Source organism: Pseudomonas lactucae (genome assembly GCF_016937615.1).
GTDB lineage: Bacteria > Pseudomonadota > Gammaproteobacteria > Pseudomonadales > Pseudomonadaceae > Aquipseudomonas > Aquipseudomonas lactucae.
Window position 1 is genome coordinate 38,867 of record NZ_JAFHKI010000006.1, and the last position, 26,454, is coordinate 65,320.

At 57.8% G+C, this 26,454-nt stretch carries 21 protein-coding genes, 2 tRNA genes and 1 pseudogene; 1 reads left to right on the forward strand and 23 read right to left on the reverse strand.

What is annotated here, in order from left to right:
- Nucleotides 1-107: 107 nt before the first annotated feature.
- The 15 genes from pnp to rlmE all read right to left on the reverse strand — a co-directional run bounded on the left by pnp (nt 108) and on the right by rlmE (nt 15,407).
- A complete protein-coding gene (gene pnp, locus JWR98_RS01305; protein WP_003176133.1) occupies nt 108-2,213 on the reverse strand; it encodes a polyribonucleotide nucleotidyltransferase in 2,106 nt (701 codons plus the stop codon).
- Nucleotides 2,214-2,407: 194 nt separating this feature from the next.
- Entirely contained in the window at nt 2,408-2,677 is a 270-nt protein-coding gene (rpsO, locus tag JWR98_RS01310; RefSeq protein WP_003176135.1) for a 30S ribosomal protein S15, read from the reverse strand.
- A 115-nt stretch (nt 2,678-2,792) separates the two neighbouring features.
- Complete coding sequence (truB, locus tag JWR98_RS01315; protein ID WP_078734686.1) at nt 2,793-3,710, reverse strand: tRNA pseudouridine(55) synthase TruB; 918 nt, start codon at nt 3,708-3,710, stop codon at nt 2,793-2,795.
- Between the two features lie 3 nt (nt 3,711-3,713).
- Nucleotides 3,714-4,109, reverse strand: coding sequence for a 30S ribosome-binding factor RbfA (gene rbfA / locus JWR98_RS01320; RefSeq protein WP_003176137.1), 396 nt, complete (start codon nt 4,107-4,109; stop codon nt 3,714-3,716).
- Nucleotides 4,110-4,268: 159 nt separating this feature from the next.
- Nucleotides 4,269-6,785: a translation initiation factor IF-2 gene (gene infB / locus JWR98_RS01325; protein WP_003176138.1), complete on the reverse strand. Its 2,517-nt coding sequence runs from the start codon at nt 6,783-6,785 to the stop codon at nt 4,269-4,271.
- 27 nt (nt 6,786-6,812) lie between these two features.
- Nucleotides 6,813-8,294, reverse strand: coding sequence for a transcription termination factor NusA (nusA, locus tag JWR98_RS01330; RefSeq protein WP_003176139.1), 1,482 nt, complete (start codon nt 8,292-8,294; stop codon nt 6,813-6,815).
- A 47-nt stretch (nt 8,295-8,341) separates the two neighbouring features.
- Nucleotides 8,342-8,800 carry a ribosome maturation factor RimP gene (gene rimP / locus JWR98_RS01335; protein WP_038843818.1) on the reverse strand — a complete coding sequence of 153 codons (459 nt, stop codon included), beginning with the start codon at nt 8,798-8,800 and terminating at the stop codon, nt 8,342-8,344.
- Nucleotides 8,801-8,940: 140 nt separating this feature from the next.
- A tRNA-Met gene (locus tag JWR98_RS01340) sits at nt 8,941-9,017 on the reverse strand.
- Between the two features lie 96 nt (nt 9,018-9,113).
- A tRNA-Leu gene (locus JWR98_RS01345) sits at nt 9,114-9,199 on the reverse strand.
- Between the two features lie 22 nt (nt 9,200-9,221).
- A complete protein-coding gene (gene secG / locus JWR98_RS01350) occupies nt 9,222-9,605 on the reverse strand; it encodes a preprotein translocase subunit SecG (protein ID WP_010206600.1) in 384 nt (127 codons plus the stop codon).
- A gap of 4 nt (nt 9,606-9,609) precedes the next feature.
- Nucleotides 9,610-10,365 (reverse strand): triose-phosphate isomerase, encoded by a 756-nt coding sequence (tpiA, locus tag JWR98_RS01355; protein ID WP_078734687.1) that lies wholly within the window; start codon nt 10,363-10,365, stop codon nt 9,610-9,612.
- A gap of 66 nt (nt 10,366-10,431) precedes the next feature.
- Entirely contained in the window at nt 10,432-11,769 is a 1,338-nt protein-coding gene (glmM, locus tag JWR98_RS01360; protein WP_078734688.1) for a phosphoglucosamine mutase, read from the reverse strand.
- 16 nt (nt 11,770-11,785) lie between these two features.
- On the reverse strand, nt 11,786-12,637 hold the full coding sequence (gene folP / locus JWR98_RS01365) for a dihydropteroate synthase (protein ID WP_078734689.1): 852 nt from the start codon (nt 12,635-12,637) through the stop codon (nt 11,786-11,788).
- Nucleotides 12,638-12,645: 8 nt separating this feature from the next.
- The gene (gene ftsH / locus JWR98_RS01370) at nt 12,646-14,556 is read right to left on the reverse strand and encodes an ATP-dependent zinc metalloprotease FtsH (protein ID WP_078734690.1); all 1,911 of its coding nucleotides are present in this window, start codon (nt 14,554-14,556) and stop codon (nt 12,646-12,648) included.
- Between the two features lie 200 nt (nt 14,557-14,756).
- Nucleotides 14,757-15,407: a 23S rRNA (uridine(2552)-2'-O)-methyltransferase RlmE gene (rlmE, locus tag JWR98_RS01375; RefSeq protein WP_003176145.1), complete on the reverse strand. Its 651-nt coding sequence runs from the start codon at nt 15,405-15,407 to the stop codon at nt 14,757-14,759.
- Between the two features lie 105 nt (nt 15,408-15,512).
- On the opposite strand from rlmE, the gene JWR98_RS01380 reads away from it, so the two are divergent.
- Nucleotides 15,513-15,821, forward strand: coding sequence for a YhbY family RNA-binding protein (locus JWR98_RS01380; protein WP_003176146.1), 309 nt, complete (start codon nt 15,513-15,515; stop codon nt 15,819-15,821).
- Nucleotides 15,822-15,830: 9 nt separating this feature from the next.
- Here the strand turns inward: JWR98_RS01380 and JWR98_RS01385 are convergent, their stop codons facing one another.
- From JWR98_RS01385 to grpE, 8 genes and pseudogenes are all read right to left on the reverse strand, one after another.
- Nucleotides 15,831-16,235: an MFS transporter gene (locus JWR98_RS01385; protein WP_205489158.1), complete on the reverse strand. Its 405-nt coding sequence runs from the start codon at nt 16,233-16,235 to the stop codon at nt 15,831-15,833.
- 28 nt (nt 16,236-16,263) lie between these two features.
- Nucleotides 16,264-16,739: pseudogene (gene greA / locus JWR98_RS01390) on the reverse strand (transcription elongation factor GreA).
- A complete protein-coding gene (gene carB, locus JWR98_RS01395) occupies nt 16,736-19,957 on the reverse strand; it encodes a carbamoyl-phosphate synthase large subunit (RefSeq protein WP_003176149.1) in 3,222 nt (1,073 codons plus the stop codon). The pseudogene greA and the gene carB overlap by 4 nt, the downstream one beginning before the upstream one ends.
- A 105-nt stretch (nt 19,958-20,062) precedes the next feature.
- A complete protein-coding gene (gene carA, locus JWR98_RS01400; protein WP_205489159.1) occupies nt 20,063-21,199 on the reverse strand; it encodes a glutamine-hydrolyzing carbamoyl-phosphate synthase small subunit in 1,137 nt (378 codons plus the stop codon).
- Between the two features lie 256 nt (nt 21,200-21,455).
- Nucleotides 21,456-22,262, reverse strand: coding sequence for a 4-hydroxy-tetrahydrodipicolinate reductase (gene dapB / locus JWR98_RS01405; RefSeq protein ID WP_205489160.1), 807 nt, complete (start codon nt 22,260-22,262; stop codon nt 21,456-21,458).
- A gap of 10 nt (nt 22,263-22,272) precedes the next feature.
- The gene (gene dnaJ / locus JWR98_RS01410) at nt 22,273-23,397 is read right to left on the reverse strand and encodes a molecular chaperone DnaJ (protein ID WP_205489161.1); all 1,125 of its coding nucleotides are present in this window, start codon (nt 23,395-23,397) and stop codon (nt 22,273-22,275) included.
- Nucleotides 23,398-23,714: 317 nt separating this feature from the next.
- The gene (gene dnaK / locus JWR98_RS01415) at nt 23,715-25,631 is read right to left on the reverse strand and encodes a molecular chaperone DnaK (protein ID WP_205489162.1); all 1,917 of its coding nucleotides are present in this window, start codon (nt 25,629-25,631) and stop codon (nt 23,715-23,717) included.
- Between the two features lie 105 nt (nt 25,632-25,736).
- Entirely contained in the window at nt 25,737-26,297 is a 561-nt protein-coding gene (gene grpE / locus JWR98_RS01420) for a nucleotide exchange factor GrpE (RefSeq protein WP_078734695.1), read from the reverse strand.
- Between the last annotated feature and the right edge of the window lie 157 nt (nt 26,298-26,454).

Below are 26,454 nucleotides of genomic sequence, written 5' to 3' on the forward strand. Positions count from 1 at the left end.
GTTGCGGCTTTTCGGGTCTATTTAAGCGACTGATTTTTAGGTACTTTCCTGCGCCCATAAAAAAAGGACTCCGAAGAGTCCTCTTTTTCAGCGTAAGACTGGGGTGATTAAACGCCCGAAGCCTTGGCTGCTGCTACGTCCTTGATGGACAGCTTGATACGGCCGCGGTTATCCACGTCCAGTACCAGCACTTCCACTTCCTGGCCTTCTTTGAGAATGTCGGTGACTTTCTCAACGCGAGCGTCGCTCAGCATCGAGATATGCACCAGACCGTCCTTGCCCGGCAGGATGTTGACGAATGCGCCGAAGTCGACGATGCGCTCAACCTTACCGACGTAGATCTTGCCGATCTCGGCTTCAGCGGTAATACCCAGAACGCGCTGACGTGCTGCTTCAGCTGCTTCCTTGGTTTCGCCGAAGATCTTGATCGAGCCGTCGTCTTCGATGTCGATCGAAGCCTTGGTCTCTTCACAGATCGCGCGAATGGTCGCGCCGCCTTTACCGATGACATCACGGATTTTGTCGGTGTCGATTTTCATCGCGATCATGGTCGGAGCATTTTCCGACAGCTCGGTACGCGACTGGCCAATGATCTGGTTCATCTGGCCGAGGATGTTCAGGCGCGCTTCCAGGGCTTGGCCCAGGGCGATCTCCATGATTTCTTCGGTGATGCCTTTGATCTTGATGTCCATCTGCAGCGCGGTAACACCTTTAGCGGTACCGGCTACTTTGAAGTCCATGTCGCCCAGGTGGTCTTCGTCACCCAGGATGTCGGTCAGGATGGCGAACTTCTCGCCTTCTTTAACCAGACCCATGGCGATACCGGCAACCGGTGCCTTCATCGGCACACCGGCGTCCATCAGGGCCAGGGAAGCGCCGCAAACGGAAGCCATGGAGCTGGAGCCATTGGACTCGGTGATTTCCGACACAACACGGATGGTGTACGGGAACACGTCAGCAGCAGGCAGCATGGCCTGAACCGAACGGCGGGCCAGACGGCCGTGACCGATTTCGCGGCGACCGGCACCGCCCATGCGACCACACTCGCCCACCGAGAACGGAGGGAAGTTGTAGTGCAGCATGAAGGGGTCTTTTTTCTCGCCTTCCAGGGTGTCCAGCAGCTGTGCGTCGCGGGCAGTACCCAGCGTCGCAACGACCAGTGCCTGGGTTTCACCACGGGTGAACAGGGCAGAACCGTGAGTCTTGGGCAGAACACCGACTTCGATGTTCAGCGGACGCACGGTGCGGGTGTCGCGACCATCGATACGTGGCTTGCCGTTAACGATGTTTTCGCGAACGGTGCGGTATTCGATTTCACCGAATGCAGCTTTGACGTCGCTGGCGGAAGGCTGGCCTTCTTCACCGGACAGCTTGGCTACAACCTGCTCCTTCAACTCGCCCAGGCGAGCGTAGCGGTCGGCCTTGACGGTGATGGTGTAGGCATCGGAGATAGCAGCGCCGAACTCGGAGCGGATAGCACCCAGCAGTTCAGTCGCTTCGGCTTGTGGAGCCCAGGCCCAGGTTGGCTTGGCAGCTTCGGCAGCCAGTTCTTTAACCGCGTTGATCACGGACTGGAACTCGTCGTGAGCAAACAGTACCGCGCCCAGCATCTGGTCTTCGGTCAGCTCTTTGGCTTCCGATTCAACCATCAGTACGGCTTCCGAGGTACCGGCAACGACCATGTCCAGGCTCGACGCTTTCAGTTGCTCGTAAGTCGGGTTCAGCAGGTAGCCGGTGCTTTCGTGGAAAGCTACGCGGGCGGCGCCGATCGGGCCATCGAAAGGAATGCCGGAGATGGCCAGGGCCGCCGACGTACCGATCATCGCAGCGATGTCCGGATCGGTCTTCTTGCTGGTGGAAACGACGGTGCAGACGACCTGCACTTCGTTCATGAAGCCTTCTGGGAACAGCGGACGGATCGGACGGTCGATCAGTCGGGAAGTCAGGGTTTCTTTCTCGGAAGGACGGCCTTCACGCTTGAAGAAACCGCCAGGGATCTTACCGGCAGCGTAAGTCTTTTCCTGGTAGTGAACGGACAGAGGGAAGAAGCCCTTGCTCGGATCAGCGGTCTTGGCGCCAACAACGGTCACCAATACGGTCACGTCGTCATCAACGGTAACCAGCACTGCGCCGGAGGCTTGACGGGCAATACGGCCTGTCTCGAGGGTAACGGTCGACTGACCGAACTGGAATTTTTTGATAACCGGGTTCACGGTGTCCTACCTTCTTTGTGGCTCTTGGGGAACTTGTCTTCTTGCGAAATTCTTGGGCAATGTCGGGAATCGGCCCAACCCTTGTCCAGGGTAAAACGTGTATCCAGATAAAACTTGAGGCTGGGAGCCTGCCATGGGCCAACGGGAATCCCGATGACACACGGCAGACAACCAACCTCTAGCGCAATCGCTGATTAGCGACGCAGACCCAGGCGACCGATCAGAGCCTGATAACGACCCAGATCCTTGCCTTTCAGGTAGTCCAGCAGCTTACGGCGCTGGTTTACCATGCGGATCAGACCACGACGGGAGTGGTGGTCTTTACCGTTGGCCTTGAAGTGACCTTGCAGCTTGTTGATGTTGTGGGTCAGCAGTGCAACTTGCACTTCTGGCGAACCAGTGTCACCAACAGCTTGCTGATAGTCAGCTACGATTTGTGCTTTTTCTTGAACGTCGAGAGCCATGAGGCAATCCTTTTTTCAGGAAACCACCCAAAGGGCAGTTTCAACAGGCCAGGGACAAATCCCTGTATCTAAAAATGAGTGTTGACCATGCCTGTTAACAGCCACACTCGTTCGGTCATTCTGACCGAATCAGTCGACGCGGCGCGATGCGCCCGTCTTCGCTCACTTCACCGATACCGATAAAGCGACCGTTATGATCCTGTACTCGCACCATGCCGAACTTCGGGGCATCCGGGGCGCGTACCGGCTGGCCGTTGAGCCAGTAGAACGCGCTGTGCTCCGAGAAGTGCAGCAATGGCCAATCAAGCAAACCGCTGTCCGAAGGCATCAGGAAGCGATCAACCGCTTCGTTGCCGCCTTCGGCGTGTACGGCTTCCAACTCTTCCAGCGTGACCGTCTGGGCCAGGGTGAAAGGGCCCGCTTGTGTACGTCGCAGTTCGGCAACGTATGCGCCGCAGCCCAGTTGCTCACCAATATCCTCCACCAGGGTACGGATATAAGTGCCTTTGCTGCAGTCCACCGCCAATCGGGCGGTGTCACCCTCACAGGCGAGCAAATCCAGCCGGGCAATAGTAACAGAACGCGGTTCACGCTCCACCACTTCGCCTGCACGTGCCAGCTTGTAAAGAGGCTGGCCATCACGCTTGAGCGCCGAGTACATCGGCGGTATCTGACTGATTTGCCCACGAAAAGCGGGTAAAGCCGCCTCGATATCAGCACGACCAACGGTCACGTCGCGAACCTGCAAGACATCACCTTCGGCGTCTGCCGTGGTGGTGGTCTTGCCCAGTTGCATCAGCGTTTCGTAACCCTTGTCGGAATCGAGCAGGTATTGCGAGAACTTGGTGGCCTCGCCGAAACACAGCGGCAACACGCCGGTGGCCAGGGGGTCGAGGCTGCCGGTGTGCCCGGCCTTCTCGGCATTGAGCAGCCAGCGGACCTTCTGCAAGGCGGCATTGGAGGTAAAACCAATGGGCTTGTCGAGCAGAATGATGCCGCTGACGTTGCGACGGATACGTTTGACCTGAGCCACCGCTTACTCCTTGGCGTCTTCAGGTGTGGACGGGTGCTGGCTGTCTTCAGCCACCGCGCGCTCGATCAGCGCTGACAGGTGCGCGCCACGCACGACGCTTTCGTCGTAGTGGAAATGCAACTGAGGCACGCTGCGCAGCTTCATTTCACGGGCCAACTGCATGCGCAGGAAGCCTGCAGCCGAGTTGAGCACCTTGATGCTCTGCGCGATTTCCTCGCTGTTGTCCTGACCCATCACGGTGATGAAGATCTTGGCGTGACCTACGTCACGGCTCACTTCAACAGCGGTGATGGTAACCAGGCCAACGCGCGGGTCTTTGACTTCGCGACGGATCAGTTGGGCCAGCTCGCGCTGCATCTGATCGCCGATACGCTGGGTACGGCTGTATTCTTTTGCCATGTCTTGTTACCTGTTACTGCCACACGGTGAAACCCGTGGGGTCTGAAAGCGGCAAACGCCCGGCCTGACAAAAGCCAGACCGGGCGTTGCGTTTAGAGTCCTTACGCGGCGCGGGGCATGTGCATGCCCACACGCTGCGTGGCTCCTGAAGTGCGCGAGTCAGAGGCTGCGAGCAACCTGAACCTTCTCGTAGACTTCGATCTTGTCGCCAGCTTTGACGTCGTTGTAGCTCTTGACGCCAATACCGCATTCCATGCCGGCACGCACTTCGGAAGCGTCATCCTTGAAGCGGCGCAGGGATTCCAGCTCGCCTTCAAAGATAACGATGTCTTCACGCAGTACACGGATTGGACGGTTACGGTGCACAACACCTTCGATAACCATGCAACCGGCGATCGCGCCGAATTTCGGCGAACGGAACACGTCACGCACCTCGGCAACACCCAGGATATTCTCCCGAACGTCGCTGCCAAGCATGCCGGTGAGGGCTTTCTTGACGTCTTCGATGATGTCGTAGATGACGTTGTAGTAACGCATGTCCAGGCCTTCCTGCTCAACGATCTTGCGAGCGCCAGCATCGGCACGCACGTTGAAGCCGAACAGTACAGCGTTGGAAGCCAGTGCCAGGTTGGCATCGGATTCGGTGATACCACCGACACCGCCACCCACAACACGCACTTGCACTTCGTCGTTACCCAGGCCGTTCAAGGCGCCGTTCAACGCTTCGAGAGAACCACGGACGTCAGATTTGAGGACGATGTTGAGCGTCTTCTTCTCGGCCTGGCCCATGTTCTCGAAGATATTTTCCAGCTTGCCGGCGTGGGCACGAGCCAGTTTGACTTCGCGGAACTTGCCTTGACGGAACAGAGCCACTTCACGGGCTTTCTTCTCGTCCGCAACCACGCTCATCTCGTCGCCAGCGTCCGGGGTACCGTCCAGGCCGAGGATCTCGACAGGGATGGAAGGACCGGCTTCCTTGATTGGCTTGCCGTTCTCATCGAGCATGGCACGTACACGGCCATAGTTCGAACCGACCAGCACCATGTCGCCTTGGCGCAGGGTACCGTCTTGAACCAGTACGGTTGCAACCGGGCCACGACCTTTGTCGAGACGCGATTCAACCACAACACCGCGACCTGGCGCCGATGGGGTTGCTTTGAGCTCAAGGACTTCAGCTTGCAGCAGGACCGCTTCGAGCAGTTCGTCTACGCCAGTACCGACTTTCGCCGAAACCGAAACGAACGGCGTATCACCGCCCCACTCTTCGGAAGTCACGCCGTGAACCGACAGTTCGCTACGAATGCGATCCAGGTCCGCGCCCGGCTTGTCGATCTTGTTCACTGCAACAACCAGTGGAACGCCGGCAGCCTTGGCGTGCTGGACAGCTTCAATGGTCTGCGGCATCACGCCGTCGTCCGCTGCAACGACCAGGATCACGATGTCAGTCGCCTTGGCACCACGGGCACGCATCGCGGTAAACGCGGCGTGACCCGGGGTGTCGAGGAAGGTGACCATGCCGCGCTCGGTTTCAACGTGGTAAGCACCGATGTGCTGGGTGATGCCGCCGGCTTCGCCTGCAGCTACCTTGGCACGACGGATGTAGTCGAGCAGCGATGTCTTACCATGGTCAACGTGACCCATTACGGTCACAACCGGCGCACGGGAGAACGTCTCACCTTCAAACTTCAGGGACTCGGCCAGGGAGTCTTCCAGGGCCGTGTCGCTGACCAGGGTCACTTTGTGGCCCAATTCTTCAGCCACGAGCTGAGCAGTTTCCTGATCAAGCACTTGGTTGATGGTCGCTGGAGTACCCAGTTTGAACATGAACTTGATGATTTCAGCAGCCTTGACCGACATCTGATTGGCGAGATCGCCAACGGTGATGGTCTCGCCGATCTGGACATCACGCACGACAGGGCCGGTTGGGCTCTGGAAACCGTGGGCGTTGCGCTTTTTCAGCTTGGCCTTGCCGCGACCACCACGACGGAAGCCATCGCTTTCTTCGTCGGTAGTACGTGGGGCAACGCGTGGCGCAGGCGCCTTCTCTTTGACCGAAGCACGATGCGGAGCGTTTTTGCGCTCGCCATCGCCACCACCGCCACGACGGTTGTTATCGTCGGCACGTGGTTTGTCCGGACGACGAGGCTCTTCGCGTTTGCGCGCATCAGCGGCGGGCGCTGGTGCGGCGGCAACCGGAGCGGTCTCGCGCACTGCTTCTACAGGAGCGGCGACCGCTTCAGTGGCAGCAGGTTGCGCAGCAGCAGGCTGGCGACGCGCTTCTTCTTCGGCGCGACGCTTGGCTTCTTCTTCAGCCTTCTGACGAGCAGCATTTTCTACTGCGCGACGCTCTTCCAGTTCGCGTTTGCGCTCGGCTTCGATTTCTTCCGGGCTGCGCTGTACGAAGACTTTCTTCTTGCGTACTTCAACACTGATGCTCTTGCTACCAGCAACACGCAGGGTGCTGGTGGTTTTGCGCTGCAATGTAATCTTGCGCGGTTCTTCCACTTTCGCCTTGTGGCTGCTCTTCAAGTGAGTCAGTAAAGACTGTTTCTCACTATCGCTCACACCTTCATCGGCGGCGGTGTGCGGCAGACCTGCCTCACGCATCTGCTGCAACAGGCGCTCTACCGGTGTTTTGACCTCATCGGCCAGTTGTTTCACCGTGACTTGCGTCATGCACTTCTCTCCTCAGGCCGCGCCTAATTACTCGAACCAATGGGCTCGGGCGGCCATGATCAACTTGCCGGCACGATCATCGTCAATGCCGTCGATGTCGAGCAGATCGTCAATAGACTGCTCGGCCAGGTCTTCGCGGGTAATTACGCCGCGCACCGCCAGTTCCATCGCCAAATCCTTGTCCATACCCTCAAGCGAGAGCAGGTCTTCGGCCGGATGGGCGTCTGCCAGCTTTTCCTCAGTAGCGATGGCTTTGGTCAACAAACGATCCTTGGCCCGAGCGCGAAGCTCGTTGACGATATCCTCGTCAAAGCCGTCGATGTTGAGCATCTCCTCCACCGGTACGTAGGCAATCTCTTCCAGGCTGGTGAAGCCTTCGTCCACCAGCACCTGCGCCAGTTCTTCATCGACTTCAAGCTCTTCGATAAAGTTGCGCAGAATGTCACCGGTTTCAGCTTGCTGCTTAGCCTGGATGTCCGATTCGGTCATCACGTTCAGGGTCCAACCGGTCAACTGGCTGGCCAGACGCACGTTCTGACCACCACGACCGATGGCCTGAGCCAGATTGTCTGCGCCAACGGCGATGTCCATTGCATGGGCATCTTCGTCAACGATAATTGCCGCCACTTCAGCTGGCGACATGGCGTTGATCACGAACTGCGCCGGGTTATCGTCCCACAGGACGATGTCCACACGCTCACCGCCCAATTCGCCCGACACTGCCTGGACGCGCGAACCGCGCATACCAATGCAAGCGCCTTGCGGGTCGATGCGTTTGTCCTTGGAACGAACCGCGATCTTGGCGCGCGAACCCGGGTCGCGGGACGCAGCCATCACTTCGATCAGGCCTTCGGCGATTTCCGGCACTTCGATACGGAACAGCTCGATCAGCATTTCCGGCGCGGTACGCGACAGAATCAACTGAGGGCCGCGGTTCTCGGTGCGGATTTCCTTGAGCAGCGCACGCAGACGCACGCCGACACGGAAGGTTTCGCGAGAGATGATGTCTTCGCGGGCCAGCAACGCTTCAGCGTTGTTGCCCAGGTCGACGATCACATTGTCGCGGGTCACTTTTTTCACGGTGCCGGAGATGATTTCGCCCAGGCGCTCACGATAAGCGTCAACAACTTGAGCGCGCTCGGCTTCGCGAACCTTCTGCACGATGACCTGCTTGGCGGTCTGTGCAGCAATACGGCCGAACTCGATCGATTCGATCTTTTCTTCGACGACATCACCCACCTGGGCGCCAGGGTGCGTTTGTGCAACCTTGCTTGGCCAGGTTTCGATAGCCGGATCATCAAGATCGTCCTCTTCGACCACCGTCCAGCGACGGAAAGTCTCATAGGCACCAGTGTGGCGATTGATTTCCACACGCAGATCTACTTCGTCTTCAAAACGTTTCTTGGTGGCAGTGGCCAGGGCCAGCTCCAACGCTTCAAAAATCACGCTTGCCGGTACACCCTTTTCATTGGATACCGACTCAACAACCAGCAGTACTTCTTTGCTCATCGTACGCCTCGCCTTTCGCAAGCCATTGGATCCGCGGGATCCGCGTCTCAGTCAAAACTGGGAATAATGTTGGCCTTGTCGATCATATCGATCGGCAACAGGAACTCATGGTCTTCTACCTGCACCACGACGTCCTGCTCTTCTACACCGCGCAGAAGGCCCTGAAAGTTGCGTCGCCCTTCGAACGGGGAGCGCAGCTTGATCTTCACTTGTTCACCGGCAAATTTTGCAAACTGCTCAATAGTGAACAGTGGGCGTTCCATGCCTGGCGAGGAAACTTCGAGGGTGTATTCAACGGAGATTGGATCTTCAACATCCAGCACACCGCTGATTTGACGGCTGACAATGGCACAATCGTCCACCAGCACACCGCCCTCTTTATCGATATAAACGCGCAACATTGAGTGGCGACCTTGAGCCGAAAACTCAATACCCCAGCATTCATAGCCTAGGGCCACGACCACCGGGGCCAGCAAGGCCTGCAACTCTTCTAGCTTGCTCGACACCTGAACCCCCTCGTGCATGTATGTGCATGCTGTGCAAAATAAAAAAATGGGCGAAACGCCCATCCTTGAAACGCCGTCGAACAGCGGCGTTGAAAGTGTCCAGCTAACAAAAAGCCCCTTAAAAGGGGCTCCGCTAAAACTGGTTGCGGGGGCCGGATTTGAACCGACGACCTTCGGGTTATGAGCCCGACGAGCTACCAGACTGCTCCACCCCGCGACAAAGCTGGGGCGGAAGTATACGACCGATCCCTTGCAGGGTCAATGTAACCTTCCACCTACAAGAAAGCCCGCAACAGCGGGCTCTCCTGATAATTGGTACCGAGAAGGGGACTCGAACCCCTACACCCTATGGGCACAACCACCTCAAGGTTGCGTGTCTACCAATTCCACCACCTCGGCAATACAGCGCTTACAACTCTTCTTACTTCTGCTCTTGAGCTGGAGGTACGTCAGTCGCTGGAGTAGCCGACTTTTGCTCTTGAAGCACCGGGACATCATCAGAAGCCGGTTTTGCTTTTGGTACTTCCAACACTGCTGGGTTTGGCAAACCTACTTGAGTCAGCACATGAGCTTTCTCTTTAGCAAAGTAACCTAACCCCAAGCTGGTTATGAAGAAACCGGCGGCAAGTATAGCAGTAAACTTACTAAGAAAGGTAGAGGAACCTTGGCTTCCGAACACAGTATTTGAAGCACCTGCACCGAAAGACGCACCAGCATCCGCACCTTTGCCCTGTTGCAACAAAACCAGGGCAACTACGCCCAGGGCAGCCAACAGATGAAAAACGACTACGACTGTTTCCAGCATTTTTTCAGTTTCCCGCGGCGCGACAGATCGCACCGAACTCATCTGCATTCAGGGAAGCTCCACCAATGAGCCCCCCATCGATATCCGGCATGCCGAACAGTTCGACCGCATTGGCCGCCTTCACGCTGCCGCCGTATAGAAGACGCACACCTTGTGCGACTTCAGAATTCTCTGCCGCCAACTGGGCGCGGATGGCTGCGTGCACATCCTGCGCCTGTTGCGGTGTAGCAGTCAGCCCGGTACCAATGGCCCAGACTGGCTCGTAAGCAATCACTGCCTTTGCAAACGCACCCACACCCAGCTCTTCAATGATGCTGCCCAGCTGACGCGAGACAACTTCAAGAGTCTTGCCCGACTCACGCTGCTCCAGGGTTTCCCCTATGCACAACACGGGAATCAAGCCACTGGCTTGTGCGGCTGCGAACTTGCGATTGAGCGTCCCATCCCGCTCACCCATCATCTGACGGCGTTCGGAGTGCCCGACAAGCACATAGGAACAACCCGCATCAACCAACTGACTCGGAGAAATCTCACCGGTCAAAGCACCTTGCATGGCTTCCACTGCGGAATTCTGCGCGCCGACCTGAATCGACTTGCCTTTCAAGCCATCAACCACTTGGGTGATATGCAAGCAAGGCGGGAAAACCGCAACATCAACACCGCTAGGCAAGGCCAAGTGACGAAGGCCATTGATCAGCTCAGCGACACTGGCGCGGGTACCGTGCATCTTCCAGTTACCAGCTACCATAGTGCGACGCATGCTGTACCCCGTCGGTCAAAGTGGGCGCAGATGTTACCCAACCACATCCTTACTGGCAAGCCGAATTCAGGCGCAAACTTCAGTTACCAGTTTTGCCAAGTCTTCGGCATGACCGCGGACCTGCATTTCGTCGTCACCTTCGACCATGACACGCACCAAAGGCTCTGTACCGGACTTGCGCAGCAATACCCGACCACGCCCCGCCATTGCCAGGGTTACACGCTCGCATGCCTCTTTCACAGCCGGGTGATCGATCGGGTTTTCGCCGCCACCAAAACGTACGTTCAGCAGCACCTGTGGACACTTGCGCAACGCCTGACGCGCCTGAGCAAGGCTTTCATTGCGACGACGCAGGGCCATCAGCACCTGCAGCGCAGCAATGATCGCATCACCTGTCGTGGTGTGCTGGAAGCAGACCACATGGCCGGAGTTCTCGCCGCCCACCAGCCAGTTGCGCTCAAGCAACTCAGTGATGACATAGCGATCACCGACATTGGCACGCACGAAGGGAATCCCCAGGTCCGCCAAGGCCAGTTCCAGACCCAGATTGCTCATCAGAGTACCGACAACGCCGCCCTGAAGCTTATTACGCTCATGCATGTCGCGCGCGATGATGAAAAGCAGATCGTCGCCATCCACAATCGCACCCGTGTGATCCACCATCAGGACCCGATCACCGTCGCCGTCGAAGGCAATCCCCAGATCCGCATGCTCTGCCAGAACAGCGACCTGCAACTGTTCCATATGGGTGGAGCCGCAGTTTTCGTTGATGTTCAACCCATTAGGTTGAGCCGACAGCACTGTGACTTGAGCGCCCAACTCCTTGAATACGCTCGGCGCGACTTTGTAGGTCGCGCCATGCGCACAGTCGACCACCAACTTGAGCCCGGCAAAGCTGGTGCTGCTCGGCACACTGCTCTTGCAGAACTCGATGTAGCGACCCGACGCATCATTGATACGCGATACCTTGCCCAGCTTGCTGGACTCAACCACCGTCATCGGCGCATCCAGCAGCTCTTCGATCATCAGCTCGATCTCATCGGGCAGCTTGGTACCCTGACCCGAGAAGAACTTGATGCCGTTGTCATCATGAGGATTGTGCGAGGCACTGATCACGATACCGGCTTCAGCGTGAAAGGTACGCGTCAGGTAAGCGATGGCGGGCGTCGGCATCGGCCCCAGCAGCATGACGTCAGCACCAGCGGCAGACAAACCCGCCTCAAGCGCAGATTCAAACATATAACCCGAAATTCGCGTGTCCTTACCCACCAGGATGCGGCAGGCGCCCATGCTGCGGAACGCCATACCTGCCGCCCAACCCAGCTTGAGCATGAAATCAGGAGTAATGGGATATTCGCCGACCCGCCCACGAATGCCGTCGGTACCAAAATACTTTTTAGTCATAGGTGCTCCATCATTCTTATTCGGCTGATTCTACTGCGGCAATCATGCGTACTACATCCACCGTCTCGGCTACATCATGCACCCGCAGAATACGCGCGCCCTTGGTCACCGCAAGAGTGGCGAGTGCGAGTCCGCCATAAAGCCGCTCACCCACCGGGCGATTCAAGGCCAGCCCTATCATGCTCTTGCGCGAAACACCGACCAACAAGGGCCGACCAAGGGTATGCAAGGATTCCATGTGCTTGAACAGGCTTAAATTGTGCTGCAGGGTCTTGGCGAAACCGAACCCCGGATCAAGGATGATTTTTTCCGGCGCAATACCCACCGCTGCACACGCAACAATGCGACCAGAGAGAAAATCACTCACCTCGCCGACCAGGTCATCATAGTGAGGGCTGTCCTGCATGTTGCCGGGCTCACCCAGCATATGCATGAGGCACACCGGCAACCCAGTGGCCGCCGCCGCATCCAGGGCCCCCTCTCGTCGAAGGGAGCGCACATCGTTGATCAGCCCAGCTCCCAGGCGCGCAGCTTCGCGCATCACGGCAGGTGTCGAGGTATCAACCGAGATGATCACATCCAGCTCTCGAGCAATACGCTCAACGACCGGAGCCACCCGCTCCAATTCCTCAAGCGGAGAAACAACACGAGCACCCGGCCGAGTCGACTCGCCCCCAATATCAATCAAGGTCGCGCCGGCCATAACCATGGCCTCGGCATGACGCAGCGCGGCATCCCGCTGACTGAAGCGGCCGCCGTCGGAAAAGGAGTCGGGGGTTACGTTAAGAATGCCCATGACATGCGTATGGGCCAAATCAAGAACCCGGTTGCCGCAAGGCAACCGGGTGGAGGTCAACACTGAAGTCATTTCAAACCTTAGTGGTCAGCCGCAGGGCCGCCGATCGGGGTTTCAGGGCGCTCGCTCTGAATGACTGGCGGGGTGCCAGAGGTGCCCGAACCGCCCTCCCAATCGCGAGGCTCACGCGGCTCGCGCCCTGCCATGATGTCGTCAATCTGGTCGGCATCAATGGTTTCGTATTTCATCAGCGCGTCAGCCATTGCATCCAGCTTGTCGCGGTTATCGGTCAGGATCTGTTTGGCCGTGCCATAGCACTGATCAATGATGCTGCGCACTTCGGAGTCGATCAGCTTGGCTGTCTCACCGGAGAAACTCGCATTTTGACCGCCGCCGCCACGCCCCAGGAATACTTCACCCTCTTCTTCGGCATACATCAACGGACCGAGTTTTTCCGAGAGTCCCCACTTGGTCACCATATTTCGTGCGATCTGGCTGGCACGCATGATGTCGTTGGAAGCGCCCGTGGTGACACCGTCGAAGCCCAGGGTCATTTCTTCTGCAATTCGACCACCGTACAGCGAGCAGATCTGGCTGATCAATGCGCGCTTGGAGAGGCTGTAACGGTCCTCTTCAGGCAGGAACATGGTCACACCCAGAGCCCGACCACGCGGAATGATCGACACCTTGTAGACCGGGTCGTGCTCAGGCACAACGCGACCGACAATGGCGTGGCCGGCTTCGTGATAAGCGGTGTTCTGCTTCTCTTTCTCGGACATGACCATGGATTTGCGCTCAGCGCCCATCATGATCTTGTCCTTGGCCAGCTCGAATTCCTTCATTTCAACGATGCGCTTGCCGGTACGGGCTGCAAACAACGAAGCCTCGTTCACCAGGTTGGCCAGGTCGGCACCGGAGAAACCCGGGGTACCACGAGCAATCACAGCCGGAGCCACGTCGTCGCCCATTGGTACTTTGCGCATGTGCACCTTGAGGATCTGTTCGCGACCGCGTATGTCCGGCAGGCCCACTACCACCTGGCGGTCGAAGCGACCTGGACGCAGCAGCGCTGGGTCCAATACATCCGGACGGTTGGTTGCGGCGATGACGATGATGCCGTCATTCATCTCGAAACCATCCATTTCCACCAGCAATTGGTTGAGGGTCTGCTCACGTTCATCGTGACCGCCCCCCATACCGGCGCCACGATGGCGACCGACGGCGTCGATTTCGTCGATGAAGATGATGCACGGCGCATGCTTCTTGGCCTGCTCGAACATATCGCGAACACGACTGGCACCGACGCCGACGAACATCTCGACGAAGTCAGAACCGGAAATGGTGAAGAACGGCACCTTGGCTTCACCGGCGATCGCCTTGGCCAGCAAGGTTTTACCGGTACCCGGAGGGCCGACCATCAGTACGCCGCGAGGAATGCGGCCGCCCAGGCGCTGGAACTTGCCCGGATCGCGCAGGAACTCGACCAGCTCGCCCACTTCTTCCTTGGCTTCGTCGCAACCGGCGACATCCGCCAGGGTCGTCTTCACCTGATCTTCGGAGAGCAGGCGAGCCTTGCTCTTGCCGAAACTCATCGGCCCGCCCTTGCCTCCCGCACCACCCTGCATCTGGCGCATGAAGAACATGAACACGGCAATGATCACCAGGATCGGGAAGCTGGCCACCAGAAGCTGGGTCCAGATACTTTGCTGCTCAGGCTGCTTGCCTTCCACAACGACCTTGTTATCCACCAGGTCGCCGATCAGGCCATTGTCCTGAATAGCCGGACGAATGGTTTTGAAGCTATCGCCGTCAACGCGCTTGCCGGTAATCACATAGCCATCAACCGCTACGCGCTCGACCTTGCCATCCTTAACTTGCTGGATGAAGTCGGAATAGTTGAGGGTCTGCGGCTCGTTAGGGCTGGAGAAGTTGTTCATCACCGTCACCAGGACTGCCGCGATGATCAACCACAGGATCAGATTCTTTGCCATATCGTTCAATTAACTACCCTCTGAAGCAAGCTCCGCTAGTGGCGCGCGCTTCGCATGATATTCACCGGCCTAACTTACTACATTACCTACAACACTGGCAGGCGCCGTCTGTAACCCTTTGTGAAACTTTGACTACACAATATTCGTAAAGCTTCGTGACGAAAGCGATATAAAAAAACCTATCGACTCTCTTCAATCCTTCAAAGACGCTCATCACTGGCGGCGCCTTCGATGCCACGGAACCCCCGAGCCAACAGATACTGCTCACGCGACCGGTCCCGCGAAGAGTCAGGTTTACGCATCTGCACCTTGTCAAACAGCTTGCGGATGTTCTTGTGGTACTCGTCAAAGCCCTCACCCTGGAAGACCTTGACCAGAAAATCACCACCCGGACGCAATACCCGCCCCGCCAGATCCAGTGCCAATTCACAGAGGAACATAGCGCGCGGCATATCGACAGCCGGTAATCCACTCATATTGGGGGCCATGTCGGAAATCACAAGGTCTACCTGTGAATTTCCGACGGCTTCCAGGATCTGCGCCAGTACCGCGTCCTGGGTAAAGTCGCCGTGCACAAAGGTCACATCCGGAATGCTGTCCATCTCAAGGATGTCGGAAGCAATCAACCGGCCTTGCCCGCCAATCAGACGACTGGCCACCTGGGACCAGCCACCCGGGGCGGCGCCGAGGTCGATCACGCTCATGCCGGGGCGAAATAATTTGTCCTTGTCCTGGAGCTCCAGCAGCTTGTAACTGGCCCGGGAACGGTAACCGTCCTTCTGCGCCTTTTTGACGTAAGGATCGTTGAAATGCTCTTGTAGCCACTTAAGGCTGGTTTTGGAACGGGCCACGGGCCACCTCGAAAATAAAACGGGTCGTGATTAACTGGGCGGTCCCGGACTCGCTCGGGTAAACTGGCCGCCGCTTTTTACAAGATCAGACGCAGGGGTCAGATTATGCCGCTCACTCAAGAGCAGAAGAAACAGTACAAATCCATTGGCCACCATCTGAAACCAGTTCTGATTGTGGCAGACAACGGTTTGACTGAAGGTGTGTTAGCCGAATTTGAACGCGCACTCAATGATCATGAACTGATCAAGATCAAGGTCAATATCCTTGATCGCGAAGCACGCCTGGCCGCCGTTGCAGAACTGTGCAAGGTGGGCAAGGCGGACTTGGTTCAGGTCATCGGCAAGATGGCGCTGCTGTATCGCAAGAACTTCAGCGTCAACAAGCAATTGTCGAACGTTCATCGCTTCAAATGATTAAAAGGGTCACGGGCGTGCTTCGCGCGCCCCGCCACTCCATCCCGGCGCAGGCTGCATGACCAGCACCAGACCAGAGAACCCTAGCACAAGATAGCTGAATAACTGCCAGCGCAACGCTTCCGGCAGCCAGACATGCACGACGCCAAACATCGCGCACGCATACAGCGCCATCAACAGCAGTTGGCCGCGAATATCCCGCCACAAACTCCCCAAACCCTCGGCCTTGACCAGCACCACGGCCTGGATTGTCACGCACGCCGCTGAAAACCCCACCAGCAATGCACTCAGCAATCCGTCCAGCTCATCGATGAGCAACGGCGCCAGCCCAATCAGGCCCAGCGCCGGAAGCACACCCACGTGCAGTAACCACAAACCGCCCACCCAAAGCATCTGGGAGAGCTGCCAAAGCATGGCGCCCGCACGAAGCGGGCGCCGCCTTTCAGACGTGACGAACTTCGACAATCTCGTACTCGATCACGCCGCCTGGCGTTTTGACAGCCACCACATCTCCCTCTTCCTTGGCAATCAACGCGCGGGCCAGCGGCGACCCCACAGATATCTTGCCGAGCTTGAAGTCAGCTTCGTCTTCGCCAACGATGTGGTAGACCACGCTTTCGTCAGTTTCGACGTTGGCAATTTCCACGGTCGTACCGAAAATCACTTTGCCGGTGTGAGGAATGGTCGTCACGTCGATCACCACCGAGTTCTGCAGGCGGCCTTCGATGTCACGGATGCGTGCCTCGACCATACCTTCTGCTCGCGAGCAGCGTGGTATTCGGCGTTTTCCTTCAAGTCGCCCAGCTCGCGGGCCGTACCGATGTCCTGGCTCAGCTTTGGACGTACGACCTTGGTCAGATGGGCGTGCTCCTCCTCCAGGGCCTTGAAGCCCTGGACGGTCATTGGGTATTTGGTCATGCCTTCAATCCTGCGTGTAGATCCTGCAAGCGACGCACGGTCTTTTCCGGACCGAACTTGAGCGCTTCGCAGATAGCTTCGCCAGCAGCAATGGTGGTGGTGCAGTAAATCTTGTGCTGCAAGGCATTACGACGAATGGAGTAGGAGTCCGCGATCGACTGGCGACCTTCGGTGGTATTGATGATCAAGGTGACTTCGTCATTCTTGATCATGTCGACCACGTGCGGACGGCCTTCCGTAACCTTGTTTACGCGACGCACTTTCAGGCCGGCCGCTTCGATCAGCTTGGCGGTCCCGGCGGTGGCCACGATTTCGAAACCCAAGTTGATCAGATCACGCGCCACGCCTGCAACCAGTGGCTTATCGTCATCACGCACGCTGATAAACGCGGTACCACCGGTCGGCAGCACTTCGCTGGCGCCCATCTGGGCCTTGGCGAACGCCTCGCCAAAGGTATCGCCGACGCCCATCACTTCACCCGTGGACTTCATCTCCGGGCCCAGGATAGGGTCCACACCAGGGAATTTGGCGAATGGGAACACCGCCTCTTTCACGCTGTAGAAGTTCGGAATGATTTCCTTGGTGAAGCCGATTTCCTTCAAGGTCTTACCAGCCATCACGCGAGCAGCGATCATGGCCAGGGAGACACCGATGCACTTGGAAACAAACGGTACGGTACGCGAAGCGCGCGGGTTGACTTCGATGACGTAGATGTCTTCGCCTTGCAGCGCCAACTGGACGTTCATCAGGCCGACAACGCCCAGTTCCAGGGCCATTTTCTTGACCTGTTCGCGCATCTCGTCCTGAATGTGCAGCGGCAGCGAGTACGGCGGCAGCGAGCAAGCGGAGTCACCGGAGTGAACACCCGCCTGTTCGATGTGCTGCATGATCGCGCCGATCACCACGTCAGTACCGTCGCAAACTGCATCCACGTCCATTTCGATGGCGCAGTTGAGGAAGTGATCCAGTAGCACGGGGCTATCGTTGGACACTTTCACCGCATCACGCAGGTAACGCTTGAGCTCTTCTTCTTCGTAAACGATTTCCATCGCACGACCGCCCAGCACGTAGGACGGACGCACCACCAGCGGGTAGCCAATCTTGCTGGCTGCACGGATGGCTTCGTCTTCGCTGCGCACGGTGGCGTTAGGCGGCTGACGCAGGTTCAGGCGCTCGACCATCTGCTGGAAGCGCTCACGGTCTTCGGCACGGTCGATAGCATCCGGGCTGGTACCGATGATCGGCACACCGGCGGCTTCCAGGGCACGCGCCAGTTTCAGCGGGGTTTGTCCGCCGTACTGCACAATCACGCCTTTTGGCTTCTCGACGCGCACGATCTCAAGCACGTCTTCCAGGGTCACCGGCTCGAAGTACAAGCGATCGGAGGTGTCATAGTCAGTGGAAACAGTTTCCGGGTTGCAGTTGACCATGATGGTTTCGTAGCCGTCTTCGCGCAGGGCGAGCGCGGCATGTACGCAGCAGTAGTCGAACTCGATACCTTGGCCAATGCGGTTTGGACCGCCACCCAGGATCATGATCTTGTCACGACCCGACGGCGCGGCTTCGCACTCTTCCTCATAGGTGGAGTACAGGTAGGCGGTATCGGTGGAGAACTCGGCCGCGCAGGTATCAACGCGCTTGTAGACCGGGAAGATCTCCAGCTTGTGGCGATGGGTACGCAGGTTTTTCTCGGTCACACCCAGCAGCTTGGCCAGGCGCTGATCGGAGAAGCCCTTGCGCTTGAGACGGAACATCATGTCGCGATCGATGCTGGCCAGACCCAGGGTCTTGACCTTTTCTTCTTCCTTGATCAGGTCTTCGATCTGCACGAGGAACCACGGGTCGATCATGTTCATGCCGAAGATGTCTTCGACAGTCATGCCGGCACGGAAGGCGTCAGCCACGTACCAGATGCGCTCGGCGCCCGGCACGGTCAGCTCGCGCTTGAGGATGCTCATGCTTTCCGGATTGCTCAGGTCGAGCTTCTCATCCAGGCCGCAAACGCCCACTTCCAGGCCGCGCAGGGCTTTCTGCAGGGACTCCTGGAAGGTCCGGCCGATGGCCATGACTTCACCCACCGATTTCATCTGGGTGGTCAGACGCGCGTCAGCCTTGGCGAACTTCTCGAAAGCAAAGCGTGGCAGCTTGGTCACAACGTAATCGATGGACGGCTCGAAGGACGCCGGGGTCTTGCCGCCGGTGATGTCGTTCGACAACTCGTCCAGGGTGTAACCCACAGCCAGCTTGGCCGCGACCTTGGCGATCGGGAAGCCGGTGGCTTTCGAGGCCAGCGCCGAAGAACGGGAAACACGTGGGTTCATCTCGATCACGACCATGCGGCCGGTGTCCGGGCAGATGCCGAACTGAACGTTGGAACCGCCGGTTTCCACACCGATCTCACGCAGCACCGCCAGGGAGGCGTTACGCAGGATCTGGTATTCCTTGTCGGTCAGGGTCTGTGCCGGGGCAACAGTGATCGAGTCCCCGGTGTGCACGCCCATAGGGTCGAAGTTTTCGATGGAGCAGACGATGATGCAGTTGTCGTTCTTATCGCGAACAACCTCCATCTCGTATTCTTTCCAGCCGATCAGGGATTCGTCGATCAGCAGCTCTTTGGTCGGCGACAGGTCCAGACCACGGGCGCAGATTTCTTCGAACTCTTCACGGTTATACGCGATGCCGCCACCGGTGCCGCCCATGGTGAAGGACGGACGGATGATGCACGGAAAGCCCAGGGTCTCAAGAACCGCGTTAGCTTCTTCCATGCTGTGGGCGATACCGGAACGCGGGCACGCCAGGCCGATGGACTTCATAGCCTTGTCGAAACGCGAACGGTCTTCAGCCTTGTCGATGGTGTCGGCGTTGGCGCCGATCATCTCTACGCCGAACTTTTCCAGTACGCCTTCGCGCTCCAGGTCCAGGGCGCAGTTCAGAGCAGTCTGGCCACCCATTGTGGGCAGCAACGCGTCCGGACGTTCTTTCTCGATGATCTTGGCAACGGTCTGCCACTTGATCGGCTCGATGTAGGTCGCGTCCGCCATGGCCGGGTCGGTCATGATGGTGGCTGGGTTGGAGTTTACCAGGATGACGCGATAGCCCTCTTCGCGCAGGGCTTTACAGGCCTGGGCGCCGGAGTAGTCGAACTCACAGGCCTGGCCGATCACGATCGGGCCAGCGCCGAGAATCAGGATGCTTTTTATGTCTGTACGTTTTGGCATGGGTTTGTCACTCAAATCCGCAGGTCAGTCGGCAAGCCGTCTTGAACAATCTTTGAAGAGCCCGCGGGAGCCACCGGAGTTCGGGGCCGCCCGCAAGCCGATCAGTCAGCGTCGCTTGGCCATCTCATTGATGAAACGGTCGAACAGCGGCGCTACGTCGTTCGGGCCCGGGCTCGCTTCAGGGTGGCCCTGGAAGCTGAACGCGCTCTTGTCGGTGCGCTCGATGCCTTGCAGGGAGCCGTCGAACAGCGACTTGTGAATGGCGCGGACGTTGCCCGGCAAAGTCGCTTCATCCACCGCAAAACCGTGGTTCTGGCTGGTGATCATCACGACGCCTGTGTCCATGTCCTGCACCGGGTGGTTGGCACCGTGGTGACCATGGCCCATTTTCAGAGTCTTGGCGCCAGAGGCCAGGGCCAGCAGTTGGTGACCGAGGCAGATACCGAATACCGGAATTTCGGTGTCCAATACGCCCTTGATGGCCTGGATAGCGTAGTCGCAGGGCTCCGGATCGCCCGGACCGTTGGACAGGAACACACCGTCCGGTTGCATGGCCAGTACATCGCTGGCCGGGGTTTGTGCCGGCACCACGGTAACGCGGCAGCCGCGCTCGACCAACATGCGCAGGATGTTGTACTTCACACCATAGTCATAAGCGACCACGTGATAAGGCAGGTCCGCGGACTCGATGGTCGCGTGGCTGTCAGTCTTCAAGTCCCAGACGGTGGAGCGCCACTCGTACTGCTCCTTGGTGCTGACGACTTTCGCCAGGTCCATGCCCTTCAGGCCAGGGAAGCCTTGCGCTGCGGCAATCGCCGCCTCTTCGGAGATAGCGTCACCCACCATGATGCAGCCGTTCTGCGAACCTTTTTCACGCAGGATGCGCGTGAGGCGGCGCGTATCGATACCGGCGATCGCCACGACGTTGTTGGCTTTCAGGTAATCGGACAGCGACATCGTGTTACGCCAGTTGCTGGCAACCAGTGGCAGGTCACGAATCACCAGACCGGCCGACCAGACACGATCAGACTCGACGTCTTCCGGCGTAGTGCCGGTGTTGCCAATGTGCGGATAGGTCAGGGTAACGATCTGTTGGGCGTAGGAAGGATCGGTAAGGATTTCCTGATAGCCGGTCATGGCGGTGTTGAACACCACCTCTCCAACGGTTTGACCGTCGGCTCCAATGGCTTCGCCGCGAAAAATGCTGCCATCAGCAAGGGCGAGTATGGCTGGCTTAGTCAAGAAGACCTCCCGTAAATAAAGCCTGAAAGGGCGATCGCAGGTTGCAAAAAAGCGGAGTGACGTATGGACACGTCACCCCGCTTCTTCACTGAATTATTCTGCGCGCTTTTAGTGGACACACTAAAGCTGTAGCTTACAGAAAAAGGCTTTTTGGGTCCACCGCTAATAAGCCTTAAAGGCAGGAGAATGCGACAGGACGTCGCTTAGCGGGTAAAAACGGGGCCTAAGGATAATCCCGAGGCGTTTTAGCTACTGATTAGTGTAGATCCAGCACATCACGCATGTCGTACAGGCCCGGCTCACGACCTTCCAGCCACAGTGCAGCACGCACCGCACCTTTGGCGAACGTCATGCGACTGGACGCCTTGTGCGTGATTTCCAGGCGCTCACCCTCGGTAGCAAACAACACGGTGTGATCACCGACGACATCGCCGCCGCGCACGGTCGCAAAGCCAATGGTGTCAAGCGCACGCGCACCGGTGTGACCCTCACGGCCGTACACGGCCACCTTCGACAGGTCGCGACCCAGCGCATCCGCAATAGCCTCACCCATGCGCAGCGCCGTACCGGAGGGCGCGTCGATCTTGTGGCGATGATGGGTTTCGATAATCTCGATATCCGCCTCATCACCCAATACACGGGCAGCCATATCCAGCAACTTGAGCGACAGATTCACACCGACACTGAAGTTGGCGGCGAAAACCACGGGGATATCCTTGCCCGCCTCCACCAACACCTGCTTCTGCTCGGCCGTCAGCCCTGTCGTACCGATCACCATGGCCTTGCCCGCCTTGCGGCAAAACGCCAGGTTTTTCAGCATCACTTCCGGCAGCGTGAAGTCGATCAATACGTCGAACTCGTCAGCCACCTGCTCCAGATTGCCGGACAGCGAAACGCCGATACGCCCCAACGAGGCCAATTCACCGGCGTCCGCACCGATCAAGGTGCTGCCGGGGCGAACGATCGCCGCGGTCAGCCCCGAAGCAGGCGAGCGTTGCTGCACCGCCTCGACCAGCGTCTTGCCCATGCGCCCTGCAGCGCCCATTACGGCTATACGTCGCATATTCACTTCCTTACAGATCGCCGAAGAAGCGCTTCACGCCATCGAAGAAGCCAGTGGTCTTCGGAGAGTGGGATTCGTCCCCCTCCAGCGAGCTGCGGAACTCTTCAAGCAATTCACGCTGACGGCGATTCAGGTTGACCGGCGTTTCCACCGCAACACGGCACATCAGGTCCCCGGCGCCACCACCGCGCACCGGCGCAACACCCTTGCCGCGAATACGGAACTGCTTGCCGGTCTGCGTGCCTTCAGGAATCTTGAGCTTCACACGCCCATCAAGCGTCGGAATCTCCAGCTCGCCGCCCAAGGCCGCGTCAACAAAGCTGATCGGCACTTCACAGAACAAATGTTTGCCATCGCGCTGGAAGATCGAGTGCTCACGCACATTGATCACCACGTACAAGTCGCCAGTCGGGCCACCCTGCGCTCCCGCCTCGCCTTCGCCCGACAGGCGAATGCGGTCACCGGTGTCCACACCGGCCGGCACTTTGACCGACAGGGTCTTGTACTCTTCCACGCGACCCTCGCCGTGGCAGGCGTCGCACGGGTCGGAAATGATCTTGCCCTGGCCATGGCAACGCGGGCAGGTCTGCTGCACCGAGAAAAAACCCTGCTGCATACGCACCTGGCCGATACCACCACAGGTCGGGCAGGTAATCGGCGAGGAGCCTTTCTTGGCACCCGAACCGTCGCACGGCTTGCAGTTGACCAGCGTCGGCACACGGATATTGACGCTGGTGCCGCGCACGGCCTCTTCCAGGTTCAGCTCCAGGGTGTAGCGCAAGTCACTGCCACGCTGGGCGCCACCACGCTGACCACCACGGCCGCCGCCGAAGAAATCGCTGAATACATCGCCGAAAATATCGGAGAAATTCTGACCACCAAAGCCGGCACCGCCGCCGCCCATGCTTGGGTCGACACCAGCATGACCATACTGGTCGTAAGTCGCGCGCTTATTGGGATCAGACAGGCATTCGTAGGCCTCGTTGGCCTCCTTGAACATCTCTTCGGATTCTTTGCTGTCCGGATTACGGTCCGGGTGGTGCTTCATCGCCAGGCGACGGTAAGCCTTTTTCAGGTCCGCCTCGCTGGAGCCGCGCTCCACACCCAACACTTCGTAATAGTCACGCTTTGCCATAAGTCTTTGCACTCTTAAGGACGTTCAGCCAGACCCTCCTGAGCCTCGCCAAACTCGTTGAGCCCCAATACAGGCCCGGACCCAACTCACGTCAATTCAACGATCCTGGTCATCACTACTTTTTAGCCAGGAACCCGGCCAAAAACGCGGTATTTATTGCTCGAAAAGCAGGAGCATTTCCGATCACACCGCCAGCACCCGAACGCGGTCGCATGCTGTAAAAATTCGCGTACCCCAGACACACCAACGCGGGAGCAAGCTCCCGCGCGGCGACATCCTACCAGTCACCGCTTGATAGCGGTCAACCGGGCGACAACTTACTTGTGGTCTTTGACTTCTTCGAACTCGGCATCGACAACATCGTCAGCCTTGGCTTCAGTCTCTGCGTGTTGCGCAGCACCGTCAGCCGGCTGGCCTTGCTCGGCGTACATTTTTTGAGCAACCGGTGCGGAGACTTTCGACAGCTCTTCGATCTTGGCTTCGATGGCAGCCTTGTCGTCGCCTTTGACAGCGGCTTCCAGGGCAACCACGGCAGCTTCGATCGCGGCCTTCTCTTCAGCGGTCACTTTATCGCCTGCATCCGCGACCATTTTGCGCGTGGAGTGAACCAACGCATCACCCTGGTTACGTGCGCCGGCCAGTTCTGCGAACTTGGCATCCGCATCAGCGTTGGCTTCCGCATCACGAATCATCTGTTGAATTTCTTCATCAGACAGACCGGAGTTGGCCTTGATGGTGATCTTCTGCTCCTTACCGGTTGCCTTGTCCTTCGCGCCGACGTGCAGGATGCCGTTGGCATCGATATCGAAGGTCACTTCGATTTGCGGCACGCCACGTGGTGCTGGTGGGATCTCAGCCAGGTCGAACTTGCCCAGGGACTTGTTCTGCGCGGCTTGCTTACGCTCGCCTTGCAGCACGTGGATGGTCACAGCGCCCTGATTGTCGTCGGCCGTCGAGAACACCTGGGATTTCTTGGTAGGAATCGTGGTGTTTTTCTCGATCAGCGCCGTCATCACGCCGCCCATGGTTTCGATACCCAGAGTCAGCGGGCTGACGTCCAGCAGCAGCACGTCTTTCACGTCACCAGCCAATACCGCGCCCTGGATGGCAGCACCCATGGCAACCGCTTCATCCGGGTTCACGTCTTTACGAGCTTCTTTGCCGAAGAACTCGGTGACTTTCTGCTGTACCAACGGCATACGGGTCTGGCCGCCGACCAGGATCACATCGTTGATCGAGCCAACGTCGATGCCGGCGTCTTTCAGTGCAATGCGGCAAGGCTCGATGGTGCGCTGAACCAGGTCTTCAACCAGGGCTTCGAGCTTGGCGCGAGAAATCTTCACGTTCAAGTGCTTAGGACCGGTAGCGTCTGCAGTGATGTACGGCAGGTTCACGTCCGTCGACATGCTCGACGACAGTTCGATCTTGGCTTTCTCAGCGGCTTCTTTCAGGCGCTGCATCGCCAGCGGGTCACCCTTGAGGTTCATGCCGCTTTCTTTCTTGAATTCGTCGACGAGGTAGTCAATCAGGCGAATATCGAAGTCTTCACCACCCAGGAAGGTGTCACCGTTGGTGGCCAACACTTCAAACTGGTGCTCACCGTCGACTTCAGCGATCTCGATCACGGAAACGTCGAAGGTACCGCCACCCAGGTCATAAACGATTACAGTGTGATCGCCCTTGGCCTTGTCCATCCCGTAAGCCAATGCGGCTGCGGTAGGTTCGTTAATGATACGTTTTACATCCAGACCCGCGATGCGGCCGGCATCTTTGGTCGCCTGGCGCTGACTGTCGTTGAAGTAGGCCGGAACAGTGATCACCGCCTCGGTGACTGTTTCGCCCAGGTAGTCTTCGGCAGTCTTCTTCATCTTCTTCAAGACTTCAGCCGAGATCTGAGGCGCGGACATTTTGCTGCCGTTTACTTCAACCCAGGCGTCACCGTTGTCAGCCTTGGCGATTTTGTACGGCACCATCTTGATGTCTTTCTGCACGACTTCTTCGTCGAACTTACGACCGATCAGGCGCTTTACCGCGTACAGGGTGTTATGTGGGTTGGTCACTGCCTGGCGCTTGGCCGACTGGCCAACCAGGATTTCGCCATCGTTGGCGTACGCAATGATCGACGGCGTGGTACGCGCGCCTTCAGCGTTTTCGATAACTTTAGCCTTGCCGTTTTCCATGACCGAGACGCACGAGTTGGTGGTCCCCAGGTCGATACCGATAATTTTGCCCATGATTTACTCTCCCGAAACTTGAATTTGGTTGCCGCAGCAGTGGTGGTGGCTAACTGCGGTAGCACTTAAACGCTTGACTTATAGATGGGGGCCTTGCGGCGGATTTCAAGCCTGCTCATCAATAGAAGGTGCAACAGGTGCAGGCGCCTTGCTCACTACCACCATTGCCGGACGCAACAGGCGGCCGTGCAGCAGATAACCTTTCTGGAATACTTTCAATACGCTGTTAGGCTCCAGGTCATGGCTTTCCTGCATGGCCATCGCCTGGTGATGCTCAGCATTGAATGGTTCGCCACCTTGCGGATCGATCGCTTCGAGCTGGTAACGCTTCAGGGTGTCCTGGAACATTTTCAGCGTCAGCTCGATACCTTCGCGCATCGGACGGATGTTTTCGTCGTCCGGGTTAGACAATTCAAGACCACGCTCCAGGCTGTCGATGATCGGCAGCAAGTCATTGGCGAATTTTTCCAACGCGAATTTGTGAGCTTTCTCCACATCCTGCTCGGCACGGCGGCGGACGTTCTGCAGATCGGCAGCAACACGCAAAGATTGATCCTGCGCAGCGGCCAACTGCTCTTCGAGCACTTGCACACGAGTCGCCAGTTCATCGCCGGCAGCCTGATTGGCTTCTGGAGTTTGCGTATCCTGAGTCTGTTCGTCAGCCATAGATTTCTCCTTTCAAAATCATGCGCGAACTCAACTCGCGCTTCTGATCCGGTATATGGGGCCACAATTTTCAGGTTCAAGGGCACGACTGTGTCCAAAAGTCTTCCTTTGACGCCGATCAATTCCTACCGACTCATTCCTCGTAGCGCTAAAAAAA